The organism is Streptomyces sp. NPDC101776 (assembly GCF_044766845.1).
Lineage (GTDB): Bacteria > Actinomycetota > Actinomycetes > Streptomycetales > Streptomycetaceae > Streptomyces.
In genome coordinates this window covers 202,657-224,358 of record NZ_JBIWMV010000008.1, presented here as the reverse complement: position 1 = coordinate 224,358, position 21,702 = coordinate 202,657, and the positions used below count along the sequence as shown (strand labels likewise).

Here is a 21,702-nt window from a genome sequence, read left to right as displayed (position 1 = left end):
GTCAGATGGAGAACACGGAAAACACCACTCCTCACCGATTCGGGTGAGAATGGCGGCTGAGAGTGGGACCCGTACAGGGGGCAGGCCGCCGCCGACGACGGAGGTAAGGCAGACATGGCACCGTACGAAACCGACGACAGCGCGGACACCGGAGAGCGCGACGAGCTCCGGTCCGGGCGGCGCAGGGCGGCGCGGTACATCGTCCCGGTCACCGTGGTGGGGGTGGCGGCCGCGACCATCGGACTGGTCCCCGCGCTCGCCGACTCCGGTGACCCGAATCTCCCGAAGATCACCGCACAGCAGCTCCTCGACAAGGTCGCCGAGTCGGACGTCCAGCAGCTGTCCGGCACCGTGAAGATCAGCACGGACCTGGGCCTGCCCGACCTCGGCGGCCTGGAGAGCAACCTCATGTCGGGCGCCGCGAAGTCCGGCGACGGCTCCTCCGCCGATCCCACCGCCAAGCTCACCGAGCTGGCCACCGGCACCCACACCCTGCGCGTCGCGGCCGACGGCCCGGACAGGCAGAAGGTCTCCCTGCTGGAGAACGCGGCGGAGTACAGCCTCATCCACAACGGCAAGGACGTCTGGGGCTACGACAGCCAGTCGAACGAGGTCTACCACGCCACGACCACCGCCGACGCCTCCAAGAGCGACGAGACCCGGGCCACGCCCAAGGGCCTCACCGACGAGGCGCTGAAGTCGGTCGACGACACGACCTCGGTCACGGTCGACGGCACCGAGCACGTCGCGGGCCGCGACGCCTACAAGCTGCTGATCAAGCCCAAGCAGTCCGGTACGACGGTCGGCACGATCAGCGTCGCGGTGGACGCCAAGACCGGCCTGCCGCTGAAGTTCACGCTCACCCCGGCCACCGGCGGCGCGGCCGTCGTCGACGTCGGCTTCACCCAGCTCAGCCTCGCCAAGCCGGCCGCCTCGACCTTCGACTTCAAGACGCCCAAGGGCGCGAAGGTCACCACGGAGGACAGCGCCGGCGAGACGTCCAAGGCCCCGGCCCCGGACCGCTCCGGCACGTCCGACCCGGGCAAGTCCGGCAAGGACCTCGGCAAGGGCGCCGACGACCCGACGGTCCTCGGCAAGGGCTGGAACTCCATCGCCGTCTTCGAGACCGGCGGCCAGGGCATCCCGTCCGGCTCCTCGGCCGGCGGCGACCTCGGCGGCTTCCTCAGCTCGCTCGGCGACCAGGTGAAGGGCTCCTTCGGCTCGGGCACGGTCTACTCGACCCGGCTGATCAACGCCCTGGTCACCGACGACGGCAAGGTCTACGTCGGCGCGGTCACCAAGAGCGCCCTGGTGAAGGCGGCCGACGCGGCGAAGTAGGCAAGTACCTTCTGTAGAACGGGAATTGAGGGAGCCGATGGCCGAACCGTCCGCCACCGAGCCGGAGTCCGAGCAGGACCCCGGCCCGGCACGGGAGTCCGGGCAGGCGCACGAGGGTGACGGCGGCATCATCGCCACCCGCGGCCTCACCAAGCGCTTCCGCGGCGGACAGCTCGCCGTGGACGGTCTCGACCTGACCGTCCCGGCGGGCAGCGTCTTCGGCTTCCTCGGTCCCAACGGCTCGGGCAAGACCACCACCATCCGCATGCTGATGGGCCTGATCGAACCCACCTCCGGCACGGCCCGCGTCCTGGGCCGCCCGATGCCGAGATCCGTCCGCACCGTCCTGCCGCACGTCGGAGCACTGATCGAGGGCCCCGCCCTCTACGGCTTCCTCTCCGGCCGCGACAACCTCCTGCGCTACGACGCCGCCGACCCGACCGCCGACCCGCGCACGAGGCGGGACAGGGTCGCCGCCGCGCTCGACCGGGTGGGTCTGACGGCGGCCTCCGCGAAGAAGGCGAAGGCGTACTCCCTGGGCATGAAGCAGCGGCTGGGCCTCGCCTCCGCGCTGCTCCAGCCCCGCAAGCTGCTCGTCCTGGACGAGCCGACGAACGGCCTCGACCCGCAGGGCATGCGCGAAATCCGTTCCCTGATCCGGGAGTTGGCGTCCGACGGCACGACGGTCTTCCTCTCCTCCCACCTCCTCGACGAGATCGAGCAGGTCTGCACCCACGCGGCGGTGATGGCACAGGGCCGGCTGATCACCCAGGGCTCGGTGACCGAGCTCGCGGCGGGGAACAGGGGCAGGCTGTTCGTGGCGACGCCCGACACCGTGGATGCGGCACGGGTGCTGAAGGAACAGGGGCTGGCCGACGTGGTCGTAGCGGAGGAGCGGGTGACGGCGGAGCCGCCGGAGCGTGAACTCGCCGAGGTGAACAAGGCGTTGGTGACGGCCGGAGTCCGTGTGCGCGGCTTCGGGGTCGAACGGGCCTCGCTGGAGGACGCGTTCGTGGCGCTCACCGGGGAGGGCTTCGATGTCGCAGGCTGACCTCGCCGTACGGGCACCCCGGGCACCCCGCCTGATCTGGACCTTCGGACTGTTGCGCAGCGAGCTGGTGACGACGTTCCGGCGCTGGCGCACGCTCGCGCTGCTCGGGGTGCTGGCCGCCGTGCCGATCCTGGTCGGGATCGCGGTCAAGCTGGAGACGCAGGACGGGGCGGGTCCCGGGCGCGGGGACGGTGGGGGAGGGCCCGCCTTCATCGCGCAGATCACCAACAACGGCCTGTTCCTGGTGTTCACCGCGCTGGCCGCGACGCTCCCCTTCTTCCTCCCCATGGCCATCGGGGTCGTCGCGGGCGACGCGATCGCGGGCGAGGCGAGCGGGGGCACCCTGCGCTACCTCCTGGTGGCCCCGGCCGGCCGTACCCGGCTGCTGCTCACCAAGTACGCGACGGTGTTGACGTTCTGCCTGGTGGCGACCCTGGTCGTGGCGCTCTCGGCGCTGACGGTCGGGGCACTGCTGTTCCCGCTGGGCGACCTGACGACGATCTCCGGCACCCAGATCAGCTTCACGGAGGGCCTCGGCCGGGCCCTGCTGATCGCGCTGGCGGTCGCCGCGTCCCTCGTCGGCATCGCGGCGCTCGGCCTGTTCGTCTCGACGATGACGAGCAGCGGCATCGCGGCGATGGCGACGACCGTGGGCCTGCTGATCACCGTCCAGATCCTCGACCAGATCCCCCAACTGCACGCGCTCCAGCCGTACTTCTTCTCCCACTACTGGCTGTCCTTCGCCGACCTCATGCGCGAACCGGTCTACTGGGACGACCTCGTGAAGAACCTCGGGCTCCAGGCGCTGTACGCGGCGGTGTTCGGGTCGGCCGCGTGGGCGAGGTTCACGGCGAAGGACATCACGGCGTAGGGCGGCACGGCGAAGGACATCACGGCGTAGGCGGCACGGCGTAGGGACCGGTCAGTCTCCGGTGGTTTCGTGCGAGAAGCGGGCTGGAGGTGCTTCCCGCGCGAAGAACGTCTTCGCGCGGGACAGTGCCCGCTCGTCCTTCAGTACGTCGCCGCGACCGCTGCCGTTGCCCAGCAGGACCCCGCCGATGGGGGCACCGCCCACGCCCTTGAGGCAGTGGGGGAGCATCTTCAGGTACGCCGCCGAGTTGTTGAGGGTGCCGGTCAGCGGGTCGGCGACCCTCTCTTCCTCCTCGGCGAGGACCGAGACGCCCCAGAGGGTGCGGCCGGCCAGCGTGGCGCTGAAGTCGGCGCCGGGGACGCGCAGCCAGTCGGACCAGTAGTCCAGGTAGCGCTTGGTGAGCCCGGACAGGGAGTACCAGTAGACCGGCGAGGCGATCACGATGTCCGTCGCGGCGAGGGTGGCGTCGAGGAGCGCCTGGACGTCGTCGTTCGTGGGCGGGAGGACGACATCGCCGTGCTGGATGTCCACGAAGTCGGGGAGCGGGTGGTCGGCGAGCCGTATCCACTCCTGCTCGATGTCCGGGGGCAGCTGTTCGGCGGCCCTGCGGGCGAGGAACTCGGTGTTGCCCTCGGTGCGGGCGCTGCCCAGCACGAAGAGGAAACGGCGGGTCATGGGTCCCTCAGATGTGGTCACGGTTGATCGGCGCGCGCGGAATGCAGGTATGTGCATTATGTGCGCGTGCAATCATCACCTGTCCAGGGTCGCCCGTGTCAGCCGGGCCAGCGCCTCCGTCTCGCGGGGCGGTTCGCCGCTCAGGTCGCCGACGCGCCAGGCCGGTACCCACGGCACCCGGTACACGTCGATCACCGACTCGATGGCCTTGACGTACTGCGCGAGCTGGCGCGGCAGCCTTCCGGGCGCGTCCGCGACGAGGACGACGGCGTCCAGGTCGAGCCCGGCCGGTGCCTCGCCGCGCCGGAAGACCTCCAGGGCGCGGGCGACGGCGGCCAGCCCGGCGGCATGCGTGCGGGCGACGAGCAGGACCGACGGCGGGTCCTCGGGGGCGGGCCAGTCGCGTCCGCAGTCCCGGCCGCCGTAGACGGCGGCGAGGGTGGTGGCGCCGGTGCCGCCGTGGGTGGCGACCCAGGAGAAGCGGCGTGGGGCGACCGGGATACCGGTGGGGATGCCGACGGGGATACTGGAGGAGCGCTCGGGTGCTTCCGGTGCCGCCGCGTGCGGGCCGGTGTCCACCGGTCCGCGGAGCCAGATCTCCGGCCCCTGCCGTCCACCTGTCTGCATTGACCGAGCTCCTCACTCCTGGGACGAGGCTGTGACGTCGTGGTGACCCGAGAACCGGAAGGGAACGGCGAGACTCAACAGTACGCGTACGAACGGATCTTGACGCTGGGGAGCGCGGTCGGCCCCCCGGCGGATGCGAGTGAGGGAACCGATGACTCGACTCAGCCGCGAGAAGAAGCGGGAACAGAAGCGAGCCGCACGCTCGGCACCCGCGGCGTCACCTTTCGAGGTGCGGGTACCCGTGGACGGTCCGGGCGCCGGCGGCGCCTCCATCGGCGGCGTGCCGGTCACCGTGCCTCCCGGCGAGGAGATCCAGCACGTGGTCCTGAGCCACCTCCACCGCATCGCCACGGCCACCGGCCACCCCGTTCACGCCACGATCCACGACGACCGCATCGGGTACGTCGTCCCGCTCCAGATCGATCCGGACGGCTCCAGTCACTTCTCGGCGGAGCCGTGGGCGATGCCCGGCGCGGGGGATGGGGCGGCGCCCATGGGCGGGCCGCTGTCCCGCGAGCTTCCGCCCCCGCCGCCGCCCGCGCTTCCGCCGGCCGTGCCCGCCCCGCAGGACGCTCCCGCGGCGCCCGTGGCCGCCGTAGAACCGGAACGGGACGCCGGTGACCGGCGTCGACCCGCTGGTGATCCGGCGACTCATCGGCTGCGCGCGGTGGCGGCTCCGGAGGGGGAGGTGGTGCCGACCTTCCCGTTGCGGGCGGTGCCCGAGTCGGCCGGGGAGTCGGCGCCGACGTTCCCGCTGCACGCCGTGCCGGAGTCGGCGGCGGGTACGCCGCTGGGTTCGGTCCAGCCGCCGACGGGGGCGTTCGGCCCGCCGCCGGTGATGGACTCGGCGCCGGGCATCACGGACGGGCCGTCGGTCATGGACGTCCCGCCGTTCGTGGACGGGCGACCGGTCGCGGACGCGCGGCCGGGCATAGACGGACGGCCGGTCGCGGACGTCTCGCCGTTCGTGGACGGGCGGCCGGTCGCGGACGCGCCGCCGTTCGTGGACGCGAGGCCGGTCACAGACGTGCCGCCGGGCATGGACGGACAGCCGGTCGCGGACGTCTCGCCGGGCATGGAGGGGCGGCCGGTCGCGGACGCGCCGCCGTTCATCGATACGAGGCCCGTCGTGGCGGACGTGGCGGACACGGCGTACGCGCCCGGCCCGGCGTACGGTTCCGCTCCCGCGCCGCACGCCCCCCGTACTCCGGAACGCGCTCCCCGGCCCGCGCCCATCCCCGATCTCGCCCTCACCGCCCCGGAACCGGACCCCAAGCCGACGCCCGCGCGCGGGTTCGACGCCGTGGCCGAGGCCGTGCTGGGGGACGAACCGGTGACGACCGACGGGGCGGGGACCGCGTTTCTCGTCGAGCCGATGGTGCGGATCAACGAGGCCGTCAAGGCGGGCCGGATCGAGGAGGCGGCGGGGCTTGCGGAGCGGACCGTCGCGGACGCGGCGGGCGCGCTCGGACCCGAGCACTCCGAAGTCCTACGGCTGCGCGAACTCGCCGCGTACATCGCCTACTTGGCCGGTGACCCGGTGCACTCCTTCCGCCTCTCCCTCGACCTCGCGCACATCCGTCACCGTGCCCAGGACGCGGAGGCCGCCTACGGCAACGTGCAGAGCGCGGCCACGGCCTGGCGTGCCGTACGCGACCCGGAGCAGGGCCTGGCCCTCGGCCGCGACCTCATCGACCTGTGGACCGAACTCGCCGCCGAGGACGGGCCCGCCGTAGAGGACATAGAGCAACTGGAGTCCGCCCGCGCCCGGATGGGCCGCCTCACGGAACGTGCTCGCAGGGCCAACGACTGAGCCGGGTCGGCTACGCCAACTCCCCCTAGGCCACGCAGAATTCGTTGCCCTCGGGGTCCGTCATCACGACCCACGCGCCGGCCGGCTCCGACACCCGGCGCTGCACGCTCGCGCCCAGGGCCGTGAGGCGTTCCACCTCGGCCTCGCGTTGGTCCGGGCCGGGGTGGAGGTCGAGGTGGAGGCGGTTCTTGACGGTCTTCGCCTCCGGTACGCGCTGGAACAGCAGCCGGCGGCCGAGGCCGGTGCCGCGCTCCTTGTCGTAGGGGTCGTCGGGGTGCCGTACGGCGATCAGGTCGCGGAAGGCCGGGCGGCCGTGGAAGTCGACGGTCGCGGCGGCGGGCAACGCGCCCTGTTCCAGGAGCAGTTCGACGAGGGCGCTGTTGTCCTCGGCCTCGTAGTGGAGCGCGGCGGCCCAGAAGTCCGCCTGCGCGTGCGGGTCGGCGGCGTCGATGACCAGTTTCCAGTGGAGGGGCGTGGGCGTCTGCGTCATGCCGTTCACTCTGGCACCCGGAGGGTCGGGGCGCCGGGCTACGCGTCCACGACGTCCACCGGGTCCGTACTCGGGTCGGTGCTCGGTACGCCGGCCCTCTGCCGCGTGAGAGTCGCTGCCGCCGCCGTCGCCCTGCCCCTGCGGGCCGTGCGCCACGCGTCCGTCGTCAGCAGGACGAGGGCCAGCCACACCAGGCCGAAGCCCGCCCAGCGCGCGGGCGGCATCGACTCGTGGAAGTAGAGGATGCCGAGCAGGAACTGGAAGACCGGCGCCATGTACTGGAGCAGGCCCAGCGTCGACAACGGCACCCGGATCGCCGCCGCGCCGAAGCAGACCAGGGGGAGCGCGGTGACGATGCCGGTCGAGGCGAGGAGGAGGGCGTGGCCGGTGCCCTCGCTCGCGAAGGTCAGGTTCCCGTGGCCGCCCAGCCACAGCAGATAGCCGAGCGCGGGCAGGAACTGGACCGCGGTCTCCGCGGCCAGTGACTCGATGCCGCCGAGGTTGACCTTCTTCTTCACCAGGCCGTAGGTCGCGAAGGAGAAGGCGAGGCAGAGGGAGATCCACGGCGGCTGGCCGTAGCCGACGGTCAGGACGATCACGGCGGCGAGGCCGACGCCGACCGCGGTCCACTGCGCCGGGCGCAGCCGTTCCTTCAGGAGCAGGACGCCGATCGCGATGGTGACGAGGGGGTTGATGAAGTAGCCGAGGGAGGCCTCGACGACATGGCCGTTGTTGACGGCCCAGATGTAGACGCCCCAGTTGACGGTGATGAAGGCCGCGCCGATCGTGACGAGCCCCAACTTCTTTGGCTGGCGCAGCAGTTCACCGGCCCAGGCCCAGCGCCTGACCACCAGGAGCGCCACGGCGACGAAGGCGAGCGACCACACCATGCGGTGGGCGAGGATCTCGGCGGCGCCGGCGGGCTTGAGCAACGGCCAGAACAGGGGGACCAGGCCCCACATGCCGTAGGCCGCGAAGCCGTTGAGCAGTCCTATGTGGTGCTGTTCGCCCTTCGGCTTCCCGCTCGGCTTTCCGCTCACGGGCCCCTCCTTCGCGCGCCACGCCCGGCTGCGCGTGCGTGCAGCCAGCACGAAGGTAGCGCCGGGCGGCCCCGGCTGTCATGCCCGTATCGCTATACGGTCATGACAGCCGGGGCCGGGAGGGATGCGGGGATCCTCGTGGCCTCAGCCCTTGAGTGCGAGCGCGATCGTCTCGCTGATCGGCGTGGTCGGGCGGCCCGCCAGGCGGGACAGGTCACCGGTGGAGACGACGAGCTCGCCCTTCGCGATGGAGGCGTCGACGTCGGCGAGGATCACGGCGAACGGCTCGGGCAGGCCGGCGCCGGTGAGGATGCCGACGAGGGCGTCGGCGGGGACGTTGGTGAAGGCGATCTCCTTGCCGGTCTGGCGGCTCAGCTCGGCCGCGTACTCGGCGAAGCCCCAGGCCTCGTCGCCGCCCAGTTCGTACGTCTGGTTCTCGTGGCCCTCGCCGGTCAGTACGGCGACGGCGGCGGCGGCGTAGTCGGCGCGGGAGGCGGAGGAGACCCGGCCGTCACCGGCGGCGTTCACGACGGCGCTGTGCTCCAGGACCGGGGCGAGCTGCTCGGTGTAGTTCTCGTTGTACCAACCGTTGCGGAGCAGGGTGTACGGCAGACCGGAGGCGAGCAGTGCCTCCTCGGTGCCGTGGTGGTCGTCGGCGAGGGTGGCGGTGAGGGTGCCGGGGGCGCTGGTGTAGGCGAGGAGGGCCACACCGGCGGCCTTGGCGGCGTCGATGACGACCTGGTGCTGGCCGACGCGGCCCTTGTCGAACTCGTTGCCGGAGATCAGCAGCACCTTGTCGCCGGCGGCGAAGAGGGAGCCGAAGGTCTCGGGGGTGTTGTAGTCCGCGACCGCGATCTTCACCCCGCGCTCGGCGAAGTCGGCGGCCTTCTCCGGGGTGCGGACGACGGCGGTGACCTGGTCGGCCGGAACCTTCTCCAGCAACTGCTCCACTACGTGGCGGCCGAGGTGTCCGGTGGCTCCGGTGACGACGATGCTCATGGGTGACAACTCCTTGTGGGGTGCGGTGGCACTTACCCTAGGGGATGCGCTAACTCCGCGAAAGTACCCACTTTGAAGTAAGGTACCGGCATGTCGGTAAGTGATGAGGTGGCGAGCAGGAACGCCGTGGGCGAGGCGATGTGCCCGTACCGCCTGGTGATGGAGCACGTGACATCCCGCTGGGGCGTCCTGGTCCTGATCGAACTCCTCGACCGCCCCTACCGCTTCAGCGAACTCCGCCGGGCGATCGGGCAGGTGAAACAGGTGAGCGAGAAGATGCTGGCGCAGACACTCCAGACCCTGGAACGGGACGGCCTGGTCCACCGCGACGCGCGGCCGGTGATCCCGCCGCGGGTCGACTACTCCCTCACCGACCTCGGCCGCGAGGCGGCGGAACAGGTGCGGTCGCTGGCGCTCTGGACCGAGTCGCGGATGGGAGAGGTGGAGAGGGCGCGGGAGGCGTACGACGCGGCGAAGGAGCGGGGCTGACGTGGACAGGCAAGAGGGCCCGGGCATCGCGCCCAGGCCCTCCTTCGTGTGACCGGGGGCGTCAGCCCACGACCGTCCAGGTGTCCCCGCCCGCCAGCAGAGCGGCCAGGTCTCCCTTGCCGTTCTGCACGATCGCGGAGTCGAGCTGGTCGGCCATCTGGGTGTCGTAGACCGGGCGTCGGACCGAGCGCAGGACGCCGATCGGGGTGTGGTGCAGGGTGTCCGGGTCGGCCAGACGGGAGAGGGCGAAGGCGGTGGTCGGGGACGTCGCGTGGGCGTCGTGGACCAGGATCCGGGACTCGTTGTCCGGGGTCACGTCGACCACCTTCAGGTCGCCCGTGGCCGGGTCGCGGACCACGCCCCGCGCGGCGTCCGCGCCGAAGCGGATCGGCTGCCCGTGTTCCAGGCGGATCACCGCCTCCTCGGCCTGCTGCCGGTCCTTCAGCGCGTCGAAGGCGCCGTCGTTGAAGATGTTGCAGTTCTGGTAGATCTCGACCAGGGCCGTGCCGGGGTGGGCCGCCGCCTCGCGCAGGACCTGGGTCAGGTGCTTGCGGTCGGAGTCGATCGTGCGGGCCACGAAGGACGCCTCCGCGCCGATGGCCAGGGACACCGGGTTGAAGGGGGCGTCGAGGGAACCCATCGGCGTCGACTTGGTGATCTTCCCGACCTCGGAGGTCGGCGAGTACTGGCCCTTCGTCAGGCCGTAGATCCGGTTGTTGAAGAGCAGGATCTTCAGGTTGACGTTCCGGCGCAGGGCGTGGATCAGGTGGTTGCCGCCGATCGACAACGCGTCGCCGTCGCCCGTCACCACCCAGACGCTCAAGTCCCGCCTGGACGCGGCCAGTCCCGTCGCGATCGCCGGCGCGCGGCCGTGGATCGAGTGCATGCCGTACGTGTTCATGTAGTACGGGAAGCGGGAGGAGCAGCCGATGCCGGAGACGAAGACGATGTTCTCTTTGGCCAGGCCCAGTTCCGGCATGAAACCCTGCACCGCCGCGAGGATCGCGTAGTCACCGCAGCCGGGGCACCAGCGCACTTCCTGATCGGACTTGAAGTCCTTCATGGACTGCACTGCCTCGGCCTTGGGGACGAGCGAAAGTGCCTCGATCGTGCCCGTGCCTTCCGTGGACGTCTCAGCCATCGATGGCCTCCTTGAGAGCCGTGGCGAGCTGCTCAGCCTTGAACGGCATGCCGTTCACCTGGTTGTACGAGTGCGCGTCCACCAGGTACTTCGCCCGGACCAGCATGGCGAGCTGACCGAGGTTCATCTCGGGGATCACCACCCGGTCGTAGCGCTTCAGGACCGCGCCGAGGTTGCGGGGGAAGGGGTTGAGGTGGCGCAGGTGCGCCTGGGCGATGGCCTCGCCGGACGCGCGCAGGCGCCGTACCGCCGCGGTGATCGGTCCGAACGTCGAGCCCCAGCCGAGGACCAGCGTCCGCGCGCCGTGCGGGTCGTCGACCTCCAGATCCGGTACGTCGATGCCGTCGATCTTGGCCTGGCGGGTGCGGACCATGAAGTCGTGGTTGGCGGGGTCGTAGGAGATGTTGCCCGTGCCGTCCTGCTTCTCGATGCCGCCGATGCGGTGTTCCAGGCCGGGGGTGCCGGGGATCGCCCAGGGGCGGGCGAGGGTCTGGGGGTCGCGCTTGTAGGGCCAGAAGACTTCGCTGCCGTCGTCCAGCGTGTGGTTCGGGCCCTGTGCGAACTGGACGGTCAGGTCCGGGAGTTCGTCGATGTCGGGGACGCGCCAGGGCTCGCTGCCGTTGGCCAGGTACCCGTCCGAGAGGAGCATCACCGGGGTGCGGTAGGTCAGCGCGATCCGGGCCGCCTCGATCGCCGCGTCGAAGCAGTCGGCCGGTGTGCACGGGGCGACGATCGGGACCGGCGCCTCGCCGTTGCGCCCGAACATCGCCTGGAGGAGGTCGGCCTGTTCGGTCTTGGTCGGCAGACCGGTGGACGGGCCGCCGCGCTGGATGTCCAGGACGAGGAGGGGGAGTTCCATCGACACGGCGAGACCGATGGTCTCCGCCTTCAGGGCCACGCCGGGGCCGGAGGTCGTCGTCACCGCGAGCGAGCCGCCGAAGGCCGCGCCCAGGGCCGCGCCGATGCCGGCGATCTCGTCCTCGGCCTGGAAGGTCCGTACGCCGAAGTTCTTGTGCCGGCTCAACTCGTGCAGGATGTCGGAGGCCGGGGTGATGGGGTACGAGCCGAGGAAGAGTGGCAGGTCCGCCTGCTGGGACGCGGCGACCAGCCCGTAGGACAGGGCGAGGTTCCCGGAGATGTTGCGGTAGGTGCCGGTCGGGAACGCGGTGGCGGCCGGGGCGACCTCGTAGGAGACCGCGAAGTCCTCGGTGGTCTCGCCGAAGTTCCAACCCGCCCTGAAAGCGGCGATGTTGGCCGCCGCGATCTCCGGCTTCTTGGCGAACTTCGACTTGAGGAACTTCTCGGTGCCCTCGGTCGGCCGGTGGTACATCCACGACAGCAGGCCCAGCGCGAACATGTTCTTGCTGCGCTCGGCCTCCTTGCGGGTCAGGCCGAACTCCTTGAGCGCCTCTACGGTGAGGGTGGTGAGGGGGACGGGGTGGAGGCTGTAGCCGTCCAGTGAGCCGTCGTCGAGGGGCGAGGCGGAGTAACCCACCTTCTGAAGCGCCCGTTTGGTGAACTCGTCCGTGTTGACGATGATCTCCGCGCCGCGCGGCACATCGGCGATGTTCGCCTTCAGAGCGGCCGGATTCATCGCGACCAGCACGTTGGGCGCGTCGCCCGGGGTCAGGATGTCGTGGTCGGCGAAATGCAGCTGGAACGACGAAACCCCCGGCAGGGTGCCTGCGGGGGCGCGGATCTCGGCCGGGAAGTTCGGCAGTGTGGAGAGGTCGTTCCCGAAGGACGCCGTCTCCGAGGTGAAGCGGTCGCCGGTGAGCTGCATACCGTCACCCGAGTCACCGGCGAACCGGATGATCACCCGGTCCAGGCGCTGGACGTCTTTCACCCCCGCCGGTTTGCGTTGTTCTCCGACCAACGTGCTGTCGGCTCCGTCGGCCTGCTCCGCTGGGCTACTGACCTGGCTGGTCACTGAACTGGACCTCCTCTTCGAGGACGCTGTCCGGGCATGGTCGTCACGCCGACCCTCCCAGGATCAACCCTACGTCTGTAAGGGTCGCCTTCCTTCGGCCGTTCGCATGATGGACGCTGTTTTGAGACGGCCTGACGCCCTGACTTGTCATGATTTCCGGCCCCCGACGCTTCCCTTGAAGACGCTCCCTGTGCATTGTCCGGTTCTCGGTCTGGACCGGCGGCGGGCCGGCGACGGACCGATGGCGGACGGATGCTCGACTGTTGGTGGACGCGTGACGGCAGAGAACCGCCGGTCGGCGGTCAGACAGCTGACACAGTGTCAGTTTGTCAGCAATTTGTCAGGAGTTGAGGTAGGTGAGGACGGCCAGAACACGCCGGTGATCCCCGTCACTCGGCGACAGCCCCAGCTTCAGGAAGATATTGCTGACGTGCTTCTCCACCGCGCCGTCGCTCACCACGAGTTGCCGGGCTATCGCGGAGTTCGTCCGCCCCTCGGCCATCAGCCCCAGCACCTCGCGCTCCCGCGGGGTGAGCCGCACCAGCACGTCCTGCTTACGGCTGCGCCCGAGCAACTGCGCGACCACCTCCGGGTCGAGCGCCGTACCCCCCGAGGCCACCCGCACCACCGCGTCGACGAACTCCCGCACCTCGGCCACCCGGTCCTTGAGCAGATAGCCGACACCGTGCGTAGAACCGGCCAGCAGTTCGGTGGCGTAGCGCTCCTCCACGTACTGCGACAGCACGAGCACACCGAGACCGGGATACGTCTTGCGCAGCTCCACCGCCGCGCGCACGCCCTCGTCGGTATGCGTCGGCGGCATCCGTACGTCGGCCACGACCACGTCCGGCAACGCGTCCTGGTCCGCCAGCTCGGTGATCGTCTTCACCAGCGCGTCCCCGTCACCCACCCCGGCCACCACGTCGTGCCCGCGGTCGGTCAACAACCGGGTCAGGCCCTCCCTCAGCAGCACCGAATCCTCGGCGATGACCACCCGCACCCTGTCCTCCACGATGTTCGGCCCCCCACAGCCCACTCTGCCGTCCCACGCCGACCCACGCGGCTGCGCGTCCGTCCGCACGACACCGTCCAGCATTCCAGTATTTGGATGGGGGTGCGTCGGGGCTGTGGACAAAGGGGGGTGGAGGCCTGTGGAAAAGAGGGTGGGGAGGGGTGGGGCAGGGGGTCTGGCGTGCGCTTTTCACGAGGACGGGTGTTTCTCGGCCCGTGGGTGTTCGTATGTCGCGAGGGCGGCTGTTTCTCGGCCCGTGCGCGTTCGCTTGTCACGAGGGTCGGCGTTTCTTGGCTCGTGCGCGTTCGCTTTTCACGAGGGCCGGCATCATCCAGCCCGTCCGGCGTTTGAGGACGAGGCCGTTCAGGCCGACGCGGGGGTCTGGGGGCGCAGCCCCCAGAGGGCCGGGCAGGGGGCGCTCACCCTCTCAACTCCGCCCGCCCTCGACACCCTCGCCCTCAGCCCCGCCAGGGCAGCTCCGCCGTGATCCGGGTAGGCCCACCCGCCGGTGAGTCGACCACCAGAATCCCGTCCACCGCATCCAACCGCCCGGCAAGACCGGCCAACCCCGAACCGCCGGAGGCATCCGCTCCGCCGACCCCGTTGTCCACGACCTGCAACATCAGCCGGTTCTCCACCCGCCACACATCGACCGCCGCCCACGTCGCCTTCGCGTGCTTGCTGATGTTCTGCAGCAGCTCGGAGACGGTGAAGTACGCGATCCCCTCGATCGCGGCCGCCGGCCGGGCCGGCAGATCCACGTCCACCTGTACCGGCACCGTGCACCGCGAGGCGATGGAGGACAGGGCCGCGTCCAGCCCCCGATCGGTCAGCACCGCCGGATGGATCCCGCGTGCCAGGTCCCGCAGCTCCTGCAACGCCGTCTTGACCTCACCGTGCGCCTCGCCCACCATCCGCGCCGCCGCCTGCGGGTCCTCCGTCAGCTTCTCCTTCGCCAGCCCCAGGTCCATGGCCAGCGCCACCAGCCGGGCCTGCGCCCCGTCGTGCAGGTCGCGCTCGATCCGCCGTAGATCCGCAGCCGCCGTGTCGACCACGACACCCCGGTCCGACTCCAGCTCCACGACCCGCGTCGCCAGCGTCGACGGGCCCAGCAGCCCGTGCACCATCACCCGGTCCACCATCGTCAGCGCCCGTACGATCCACGGCGTGGCCAGTGTGAACAGCAGTCCCACCAGCGCCGTCACCGTGATCTCGAACGGGTTGTCCAGATAGATCTGGTGCTGCCCGTCGCCGTAGAGCTGAAGGCCGCCCTGGCCGCCGTACATGGGGAACAGCCAGAACCACAGCGGGTACGTCAGCAGGGCCCAGCCGTACGCCCAGAAGTTGAGGGCGACGACGAAGGAGAAGACCGCCCAGGGGAAGTGCAGGATCGCGTACAGCAGATGGCGCCAGGACGCGCCGCTCTTGAGGACGGCGCCCATCCAGGCCATCGGGCCGTTCTTCTTCATGCGCAGCGGCTCGGGGGCGGCGACGTCCAGGTCGAGCAGCCGGCGGGCCCGCGCCCGTTCCAGCGCGCCGAAGCCGCGGCAGCCGGCCAGCGCGCCCGCCAGGACCGGCACGCCGAGGAACGTGATCAGCAGGCCCGCCCCCAGCGAGACCATCGTCACCGCGTAGGTGAAGAGCAGGATGCTGATCGGCAGGCTGAGCAGTACGTAGCCGAACTCGCGCCAGCTGCGCGCCTCCAGGGGTGCGCGCAGCACGGTCGGCAGCCGGTGCGGGCGCCCGCGCCGCTCGTCGAGGTCGAACGCGCCCTGCGATCCGTACCCCTGCCCGTATCCCTGTCCGTGCCCCTGCCCGTACTCCGTGGCCATTGACGTCGTCCCGTTCTACTCGATTCGCAGCCGCGCTGGCGTATGTCCGCTGTCGTATCTCCAGACTGCTCGGCCGCAGGTCCGTGGACCATGGAGTCCGTCGGCCTCTGGGGAGGGGGGTTTTCCCTACCCCGGCTTCCCGCTAGTTGCGGCCCGGCTCGGCGGTCCGCTCGCGCCAGGGAAGCTCCGCGGTGACCGTCGTGGGGCCGCCGGGCGGGGAGTCGAGGACGAACAGGCCGTCCACGGCGCCCAGTCGGTCGGCGAGGCCGCGCATGCCGGTGCCGCCGTCGAGGCGCGCCCCGCCGCGGCCGTCGTCCCACACCTGGATCAGCAGCCGGTCCTCCGACCGCCACACGTCCACCGACGCGGTACGGGCGCCGCTGTGCTTGCTGATGTTCTGCAGCAGCTCGGAGACGGTGAAGTACGCGATGCCCTCGATGGCGGCGGCCGGCCGCGCGCCCAGATCGGCCGTCACCTTCACCGGCACCGTGCAGCGTGTGGCGACGGAGGACAGGGCGGCGTCCAGCCCGCGGTCCGTGAGCACGGCGGGATGGATGCCGCGCGCCAGGTCCCGCAGTTCCTGGAGCGCCAGCTTCACCTCACCGTGCGCCTCGTCGACCATCGCGGCCACCTGCTCGTCGGCCTGCCCCTCCAGCAGCTTCTCCTTGGCCAGGCCGAGCCCCATGGCCAGATTGACCAGCCGGGCCTGCGCCCCGTCGTGCAGATCGCGCTCGATCCGCCGTAGATCGGCCGCCGCCGTGTCGACCACGACCCCGCGGTCGGACTCCAACTCGGCGATACGGCGCTCCAGTTCGTCGGAGGGGGAGAGCAGGCCGCGGACCATCGCCCGGTCCGCGTTCGCCAGCCCGCGCGCGATGAACGGCAGTACCGGCCACAGCACGAACAGCGAGGCCAGCGTGACGGTGAAGGTGACGATGCCCCACGGCAGGCGCATCCCGTCGTACAGCACCGTCCGCCAGCCCACCGGGTCCTTCAGCGCCATCCACACCCGCTGCAGCAGCCCGCCGCCCTTGCGCCACGGCAACGGGCTCGGCTCGTCGATCCGCACCCCGAGCAGCCGCCGGGCCCGGCCCCGCTCGAACTTCCCGATCAGCCGCGCGCCCATCAGCCCCAGCGCGAGCAGCGGGAACCCGACCACGGTGACGGTCATCCCGGCGCTGACGGCCAGCATCGTCACCACGTACACGAAGCCGAACACCGACATCGGCAGGTTCGTCAGGAGATGCGCGATCTCCTTCCAGGTGTGTCTGTCATAGGCGAAGCGGGCGGGCGGCAGCGGCTCGTCGTACTCGTCGCCGCCGGATGCCGCCGAGTCGGTGTAGGGGATGCGTACGGTCATATGGGCCAGCGTGCCGGGTGGCGGGCCCCGACGCCATGAGGTCCGCCGCCCCGGTCTCCTGGGGAAAACCCCACCCCCGCCTCCGCCCTGTCATTTCGAGCGAGTCTCAAGACCCGACGGGCTGCTTACGGTCCCTTTAACAGGGCCTAGACTCCCGTGCGTACGGATCGTCGAACACAGAGTTCACTTGGGTCACCGAGGCATCGGAGCGGGCCTGTAGCGGGCCTGCGGGGAAGAGGAGGGGTCGGACTTGCGGGAGATGGTGCAGGGGGCCTTGCCGGTGACCTTGCGGGAACCGACCGTGGTCGTCGCTGCGGACTACTTCCGGTCCTACTCCGTCGTGGGGCTGCTCGCCGTCGTCGGCGTGCTCTTCGTCGCCGTGGCCTTCGGCGCGGGCCGGCTGCTGCGCCCGGTCGTCCCCACCCCCGAGAAACTCATGACGTACGAGTGCGGGGTCGACCCCGTCGGCGAGGGCTGGGCCCACACCCAAGTCCGGTACTACGTCTACGCGTTCCTGTACGTCATCTTCGCCGTCGACTCGATCTTCCTCTTCCCCTGGGCCACGGTCTTCGCCGCCCCGGGCTACGGCGCGGCCACCCTCGTCGAGATGTTCGTCTTCCTCGGCTTCCTCGCCGTGGGCCTGCTGTACGCCTACAAGAAGGGCGTCCTGACGTGGACGTGACCCCCGAGCCCGTCCCGCTGCCGGAGCCGAAACGGCTGGGCACCCTCGCCCGCCTCGCCCCCGAGCCGATGAAGGTGGTCCTCAACTGGGGCCGCCGCTACTCCCTCTGGGTCTTCAACTTCGGCCTCGCCTGCTGCGCCATCGAGTTCATCGCCGCGTCCATGGCCCGCCACGACTTCATCCGCCTCGGCGTCATCCCCTTCGCCCCGGGCCCGCGCCAGGCCGACCTGATGGTCGTCTCCGGCACGGTCACGGACAAGATGGCCCCCGCCGTGAAACGCCTCTACGAGCAGATGCCCGAGCCCAAGTACGTCATCTCCTTCGGCGCGTGCAGCAACTGCGGCGGCCCGTACTGGGACTCGTACTCGGTCACGAAGGGCGTCGACCAGATCATCCCGGTCGACGTCTACGTCCCCGGCTGCCCGCCCCGCCCCGAAGCCCTCCTCCAGGGCATCCTCAAACTCCAGGAGAAGATCGCCCGGGAGTCGTTGGGGGAGCGGTACGGGGTCGCCGGCGCTCGGCCTTCGACGGCGGCGCTGCAGAGTGGGCTGGTGGCGGGGCCGGGGTCGGGCTCGGGCTCGGGATCGGGATCGGGATCGGGGGCAGCGCCGGTGGTTGGTGGGGGTTCGGAGGGAGAGGGCGAGGGTGATGGCGAGGGTGTGAAGGGCGCGGGTTCGTCCGCCGACTCAGGTTCCGGTTCCGGTTCCGGCTCGGGCTCGGGCTCCGACTCCGGCTCCAACTCCGGCCCGGGGGATGCCCGATGACCGCCGTCGGCTGGCTGCCCGGTCCGGTCGAGGAACTCTTCGGTACGGAGGCCACGGCCGAGGAGTCCTACGACCTCCTCACGGTCGACGTACCCCCCACCACCTGGCTCGCCGCCCTGCTCGCCGCCCGTGACGATCTGGGCTGCACCTACTTCGACTGGCTGAGCGCGGTCGACGAACCGGGCACCGGCTTCCGCGTCTCCGCCCATGTCGTGGCGCTGTCACCGGTACGCCGACTCCTCGTCCGTACGACGGTCCCGCACGAGACCCCCGTACTCCCCACCGCCGTCGACGTCTACGCGGGCGCCGCCTGGCACGAACGCGAGACCCATGAGATGTTCGGCGTCGACTTCGAGGGCCACCCGGCACTGGACCACCTCCTCCTCCCGGAAACCTTCGAAGGCCACCCCCTCCGCAAGGACTTCGTCCTCGCAGCCCGGGTCGCCAAGGCCTGGCCCGGCGCGAAGGAACCCGGCGAGTCCGACCACGGCGCCCCCAAACGCCGCCAGATGCTCCCGCCGGGCGTCCCCGACCCGAACGAGTGGGGCCCCCTGAAGGGCCAACTCCCCGCAGCCCCGACCCGCCCCGCCCGCGGCACGGCACGAGCAGCGGGCGAGCGTCCGGTGCGGGCGGCACGGGGGGAGGGTGAGCGTCCGGCGCGGGCGGCACGGGTGGAAGGTGAGCGTCCGACGCGGGCGGAGGGTGATCGTCCGGTACGTGCGGAGGGCGAGTCTCCCGGGCGTGCGGCGGGTGAGTCCGCGGGTCGTGCGGGGGGTGACCGTCCGGTACGTGCGGTGGGCGACCGCCCTGTGCGGCGGGCTCGTTCGGCTTCGGAGGGGTCGGCGAGTCAGGGGGGAGTGGCTGGGGGTGGAGAGCCTTCGGTTGGGGGTGCGGTGCCGTCAACTGGAGGTTCGGAGCCTTCGGGTGAGGGCGGAGTGTCGTCTGGCGAGGGCGCAGCACCGTCGGTTGAGGGCGCGGTGCCATCGGCTGGAGGCGCGGTGCCGTCGGCTGGGGGTGTGAAGCCGTCGGCCGGGAGTGCGGTGCCCTCGGGGAGTGAGGTGCCCTCGGTTGGGGGTGCGGTGCCCTCGGCCGGGAGCGAGGTGTCCTCGGTCGGGAGTGCGGTGCCGTCGGCTGGAGGCGCGGTGCCGTCGGCCGGGAGTGAAGTGTCCCCGGTTGAGAGGGCAGCGCCGGCGAGTGAGGGTGCGGTGCCGTCGACCGAGGGGCAGGCTCAGTCGGCCGAGGGTGTACGTGCCCCCGGGGTGCCGCCTGCTGGGCCGCGCCGGGTGCGCAGCGCGAGCGAGGGTTCGGCGAGTCAACAGGGGACGGGCGCGGCAACCCCTCGCCGGTCGCGCAGCGCGAGCGACGGCTCGGCATCGCAACAGGCCCAGGCACCGGCACCGGCACCTGAGGTGGTACCGGAATCGACACCTCCGGCGGAACCGTCGCCGGGTCCGGCGTCAGCACCGGGTCCTGGATCAGCACGAGAGGGCAACACCGCCCAGCCCCCGACCGCACCCCGCAGCGCGGACGCACCGTGGCACAACGCCCGCCCGGCCTTTGACGAGCCCGGGGCCGAGTCCGGGACCGAGCCTGAGCCCGGGGCTCGACCCGATTCGCCCGCCCCCGAGCCGGACCCGGAAGCAACTGCACCTGACTCAGAGGCAGTTGACCAACCCGATTCGCCCCCGGCCTCCGACGACCCCACACCTCAAGACCCCACACCTCAAGACCCCACACCCCAAGACCCAACCCCCGACACCCCCGCAGGAGGCCCGCAGTGAACGACGCGCTCGACGTCGCCCTGCGACTCCTGATCGTCTTCGTCGTCTTCCTCACCTTCCCCCTGATCGTCGGTCAGACCGAGCACAAGGTGATGGCCCACATGCAGGGCCGCCTCGGTCCCATGTACGCCGGCGGCTTCCACGGCTGGGCCCAACTCGTCGCGGACGGCGTGAAGTTCGCACAGAAGGAAGACATCGTTCCGACGGGTGCGGACCGTCGTGTCTTCCAACTCGCCCCCGCCGTAGCCCTCCTTCCGTACCTCCTCGTCCTCCTCGCCATCCCCATCGGCCCGAGCGAGGGCGCCGTCGGCCAGGTCCTGGACGCGGGCATCTTCTTCGTCCTCGCGGTGATGGGCGTGAGCGTCCTCGGCTCCCTCATGGCCGGCTGGGCCTCCGCCAACAAGTTCTCCCTCCTCGGCGGCCTCCGCACCGCCGCACAGCTCCTCGCCTACGAACTCCCCATGCTGCTCACCGCCGCCTCCGTGGCGATGGCGGCCGGCACGGTCTCCCTCCCCGGCATCCTCGACGCCTTCCACTGGTGGTGGCTGCCCTGGCAGATCGTCGGCGCGATCGTCTTCTTCGTGGCGGGACTGGCCGAACTCCAGCGCCCTCCCTTCGACATGCCCGTCGCCGACTCCGAGATCATCTTCGGCGCCTACACCGAGTACACCGGTCTCCGCTTCGCCCTCTTCCTCCTCGCCGAGTACGCCGGAATCGTCGTCCTGTGCGGCCTGACCACCGTCCTCTTCCTGGGCGGCTGGCACGGCCCGTGGGGCGCGGACGGCCTCGGCTGGGTGTGGACCCTGCTGAAGACCGCACTCCTCGCCTTCGTCGTCATCTGGCTCCGCGTCACCTATCCCCGCCTGCGCGAGGACCAGCTCCAGAAGCTCTCCTGGACTCTCCTCGTCCCCCTCTCCCTCGCTCAGATCGCCCTCACCGGCATCGTGAAGGTGGTGTTCCTCTGATGGCCCCGATCCCCGGCTCAGGCCTGGCCAAGGGCCTGGCCGTCACCCTCCGCACGATGACGAAGAAGACCGTCACCGAGCAGTACCCGGACACCCAGCCCGACCTCCCGCCCCGCACCCGCGGAGTCATCGGCCTGTTCGAGGAGAACTGCACGGTCTGCATGCTCTGCGCCCGTGAGTGCCCCGACTGGTGCATCTACATCGACTCCCACAAGGAGACGGTGCCGGCGGCTGTCCCCGGCGGTCGCGAGCGCAGCCGCAACGTCCTCGACCGCTTCGCCATCGACTTCTCCCTGTGCATGTACTGCGGTATCTGCATCGAGGTCTGTCCTTTCGACGCGCTGTTCTGGTCCCCCGAGTTCGAGTACGCCGAGACCGACATCCACGAACTCACCCACGAACGCGACAAGCTCCGCGAGTGGATGTGGACCGTCCCGGCCCCACCCGCCCTCGACCCCGGTGCCGAGGAACCCAAGGAGATCGCCGCCGCCCACAAAACCGCGGAGAAGCTGGCCGCGGCTCAGGCGGCGACCCAGGCGGCGAACCAGTCAGCACAGGCCGCGGAAGCCGCAGACGCTGCGCACGCTGCACCGGCGACGCAGACCGCGGAAGCCGCAAAGGCCTCGCGGACGGCGGAACCCACAGGTGCAGCAGAGGCCGCGCAGACCGGGCCGGCGGAGGTCACGCAAGGTCCAGAGGTCACCGGGCCCGTGCAGAGCAAGCGTGCCGAGGGCGCGGAGACCGCACAGACCAACCCCGCCGAGGTCGCGCAGACCGAGCCCATCGACTCAACCGTGCCCAAGGACCCGACCGACCCCGCTGAGCCCGTCGACCCCACCGAG

At 70.9% G+C, this 21,702-nt stretch carries 19 protein-coding genes and 1 pseudogene; 10 read left to right on the top strand and 10 right to left on the bottom strand.

The window, feature by feature from the left end:
* Nucleotides 1-114: 114 nt before the first annotated feature.
* From ACIRRY_RS25670 to ACIRRY_RS25660, 3 genes are read left to right on the top strand one after another with little or no spacing between them, the layout of a single operon-like run.
* A complete protein-coding gene (locus tag ACIRRY_RS25670; protein ID WP_403976742.1) occupies nucleotides 115-1,338 on the top strand; it encodes an outer membrane lipoprotein carrier protein LolA in 1,224 nt (407 codons plus the stop codon).
* A 37-nt stretch (nucleotides 1,339-1,375) separates the two neighbouring features.
* On the top strand, nucleotides 1,376-2,389 hold the full coding sequence (locus ACIRRY_RS25665) for an ABC transporter ATP-binding protein (RefSeq protein ID WP_403976740.1): 1,014 nt from the start codon (nucleotides 1,376-1,378) through the stop codon (nucleotides 2,387-2,389).
* Nucleotides 2,376-3,260 (top strand): ABC transporter permease, encoded by an 885-nt coding sequence (locus ACIRRY_RS25660; RefSeq protein WP_403976738.1) that lies wholly within the window; start codon nucleotides 2,376-2,378, stop codon nucleotides 3,258-3,260. Before ACIRRY_RS25665 ends, ACIRRY_RS25660 begins: the two co-directional genes overlap by 14 nt.
* Nucleotides 3,261-3,311: 51 nt before the next feature.
* Here the strand turns inward: ACIRRY_RS25660 and ACIRRY_RS25655 are convergent, their stop codons facing one another.
* Together ACIRRY_RS25655 and ACIRRY_RS25650 are read right to left on the bottom strand one after the other, a co-directional pair.
* Nucleotides 3,312-3,935, bottom strand: a complete 624-nt coding sequence (locus ACIRRY_RS25655) for a flavodoxin family protein (RefSeq protein WP_403976736.1) — start codon at nucleotides 3,933-3,935, stop codon at nucleotides 3,312-3,314.
* Nucleotides 3,936-4,010: 75 nt separating this feature from the next.
* Nucleotides 4,011-4,562 carry a DUF6668 family protein gene (locus ACIRRY_RS25650; protein WP_403976734.1) on the bottom strand — a complete coding sequence of 184 codons (552 nt, stop codon included), beginning with the start codon at nucleotides 4,560-4,562 and terminating at the stop codon, nucleotides 4,011-4,013.
* Between the two features lie 151 nt (nucleotides 4,563-4,713).
* Between ACIRRY_RS25650 and ACIRRY_RS25645 the strand changes: the two genes are divergently transcribed.
* A complete protein-coding gene (locus ACIRRY_RS25645) occupies nucleotides 4,714-6,375 on the top strand; it encodes a tetratricopeptide repeat protein (RefSeq protein ID WP_403976732.1) in 1,662 nt (553 codons plus the stop codon).
* 25 nt (nucleotides 6,376-6,400) lie between these two features.
* Here the strand turns inward: ACIRRY_RS25645 and ACIRRY_RS25640 are convergent, their stop codons facing one another.
* From ACIRRY_RS25640 to ACIRRY_RS25630, 3 genes are all read right to left on the bottom strand, one after another.
* Nucleotides 6,401-6,865, bottom strand: coding sequence for a VOC family protein (locus tag ACIRRY_RS25640; RefSeq protein ID WP_403976730.1), 465 nt, complete (start codon nucleotides 6,863-6,865; stop codon nucleotides 6,401-6,403).
* Between the two features lie 38 nt (nucleotides 6,866-6,903).
* On the bottom strand, nucleotides 6,904-7,905 hold the full coding sequence (gene rarD, locus ACIRRY_RS25635; RefSeq protein WP_403976728.1) for an EamA family transporter RarD: 1,002 nt from the start codon (nucleotides 7,903-7,905) through the stop codon (nucleotides 6,904-6,906).
* A 144-nt stretch (nucleotides 7,906-8,049) separates the two neighbouring features.
* Nucleotides 8,050-8,904, bottom strand: coding sequence for an SDR family oxidoreductase (locus tag ACIRRY_RS25630; RefSeq protein WP_403976726.1), 855 nt, complete (start codon nucleotides 8,902-8,904; stop codon nucleotides 8,050-8,052).
* Nucleotides 8,905-8,994: 90 nt separating this feature from the next.
* Between ACIRRY_RS25630 and ACIRRY_RS25625 the strand changes: the two genes are divergently transcribed.
* Nucleotides 8,995-9,393: a winged helix-turn-helix transcriptional regulator gene (locus ACIRRY_RS25625; protein WP_403976724.1), complete on the top strand. Its 399-nt coding sequence runs from the start codon at nucleotides 8,995-8,997 to the stop codon at nucleotides 9,391-9,393.
* Nucleotides 9,394-9,454: 61 nt separating this feature from the next.
* On the opposite strand, the gene ACIRRY_RS25620 is transcribed toward ACIRRY_RS25625, so the two are convergent.
* The 5 genes from ACIRRY_RS25620 to ACIRRY_RS25600 form a co-directional block, all read right to left on the bottom strand.
* On the bottom strand, nucleotides 9,455-10,534 hold the full coding sequence (locus ACIRRY_RS25620; RefSeq protein ID WP_403976722.1) for a 2-oxoacid:ferredoxin oxidoreductase subunit beta: 1,080 nt from the start codon (nucleotides 10,532-10,534) through the stop codon (nucleotides 9,455-9,457).
* Entirely contained in the window at nucleotides 10,527-12,464 is a 1,938-nt protein-coding gene (locus tag ACIRRY_RS25615; protein ID WP_403976720.1) for a 2-oxoacid:acceptor oxidoreductase subunit alpha, read from the bottom strand. Before ACIRRY_RS25615 ends, ACIRRY_RS25620 begins: the two co-directional genes overlap by 8 nt.
* 340 nt (nucleotides 12,465-12,804) lie before the next feature.
* On the bottom strand, nucleotides 12,805-13,464 hold the full coding sequence (locus ACIRRY_RS25610; protein WP_403976998.1) for a LuxR C-terminal-related transcriptional regulator: 660 nt from the start codon (nucleotides 13,462-13,464) through the stop codon (nucleotides 12,805-12,807).
* Between the two features lie 470 nt (nucleotides 13,465-13,934).
* Nucleotides 13,935-15,308 (bottom strand): sensor histidine kinase, encoded by a 1,374-nt coding sequence (locus ACIRRY_RS25605; protein WP_403976718.1) that lies wholly within the window; start codon nucleotides 15,306-15,308, stop codon nucleotides 13,935-13,937.
* 142 nt (nucleotides 15,309-15,450) lie between these two features.
* Entirely contained in the window at nucleotides 15,451-16,668 is a 1,218-nt protein-coding gene (locus ACIRRY_RS25600) for a sensor histidine kinase (protein WP_403976716.1), read from the bottom strand.
* Nucleotides 16,669-16,927: 259 nt separating this feature from the next.
* On the opposite strand from ACIRRY_RS25600, the gene ACIRRY_RS25595 reads away from it, so the two are divergent.
* The 5 genes and pseudogenes from ACIRRY_RS25595 to ACIRRY_RS25575 form a co-directional block, all read left to right on the top strand.
* On the top strand, nucleotides 16,928-17,350 hold the full coding sequence (locus tag ACIRRY_RS25595; protein WP_403976996.1) for an NADH-quinone oxidoreductase subunit A: 423 nt from the start codon (nucleotides 16,928-16,930) through the stop codon (nucleotides 17,348-17,350).
* Nucleotides 17,341-18,114 (top strand): NADH-quinone oxidoreductase subunit B, encoded by a 774-nt coding sequence (locus ACIRRY_RS25590; protein WP_403976714.1) that lies wholly within the window; start codon nucleotides 17,341-17,343, stop codon nucleotides 18,112-18,114. Before ACIRRY_RS25595 ends, ACIRRY_RS25590 begins: the two co-directional genes overlap by 10 nt.
* Complete coding sequence (locus tag ACIRRY_RS25585; protein WP_403976712.1) at nucleotides 18,111-19,895, top strand: NADH-quinone oxidoreductase subunit C; 1,785 nt, start codon at nucleotides 18,111-18,113, stop codon at nucleotides 19,893-19,895. Before ACIRRY_RS25590 ends, ACIRRY_RS25585 begins: the two co-directional genes overlap by 4 nt.
* On the top strand, nucleotides 19,892-20,860 hold the full coding sequence (locus ACIRRY_RS25580) for an NADH-quinone oxidoreductase subunit H (protein WP_403976710.1): 969 nt from the start codon (nucleotides 19,892-19,894) through the stop codon (nucleotides 20,858-20,860). Before ACIRRY_RS25585 ends, ACIRRY_RS25580 begins: the two co-directional genes overlap by 4 nt.
* Nucleotides 20,860-21,537 (top strand): annotated as a pseudogene (locus ACIRRY_RS25575) (NuoI/complex I 23 kDa subunit family protein); the annotation flags it as partial. The gene ACIRRY_RS25580 and the pseudogene ACIRRY_RS25575, both read left to right, overlap by 1 nt.
* Nucleotides 21,538-21,702: the final 165 nt, after the last annotated feature.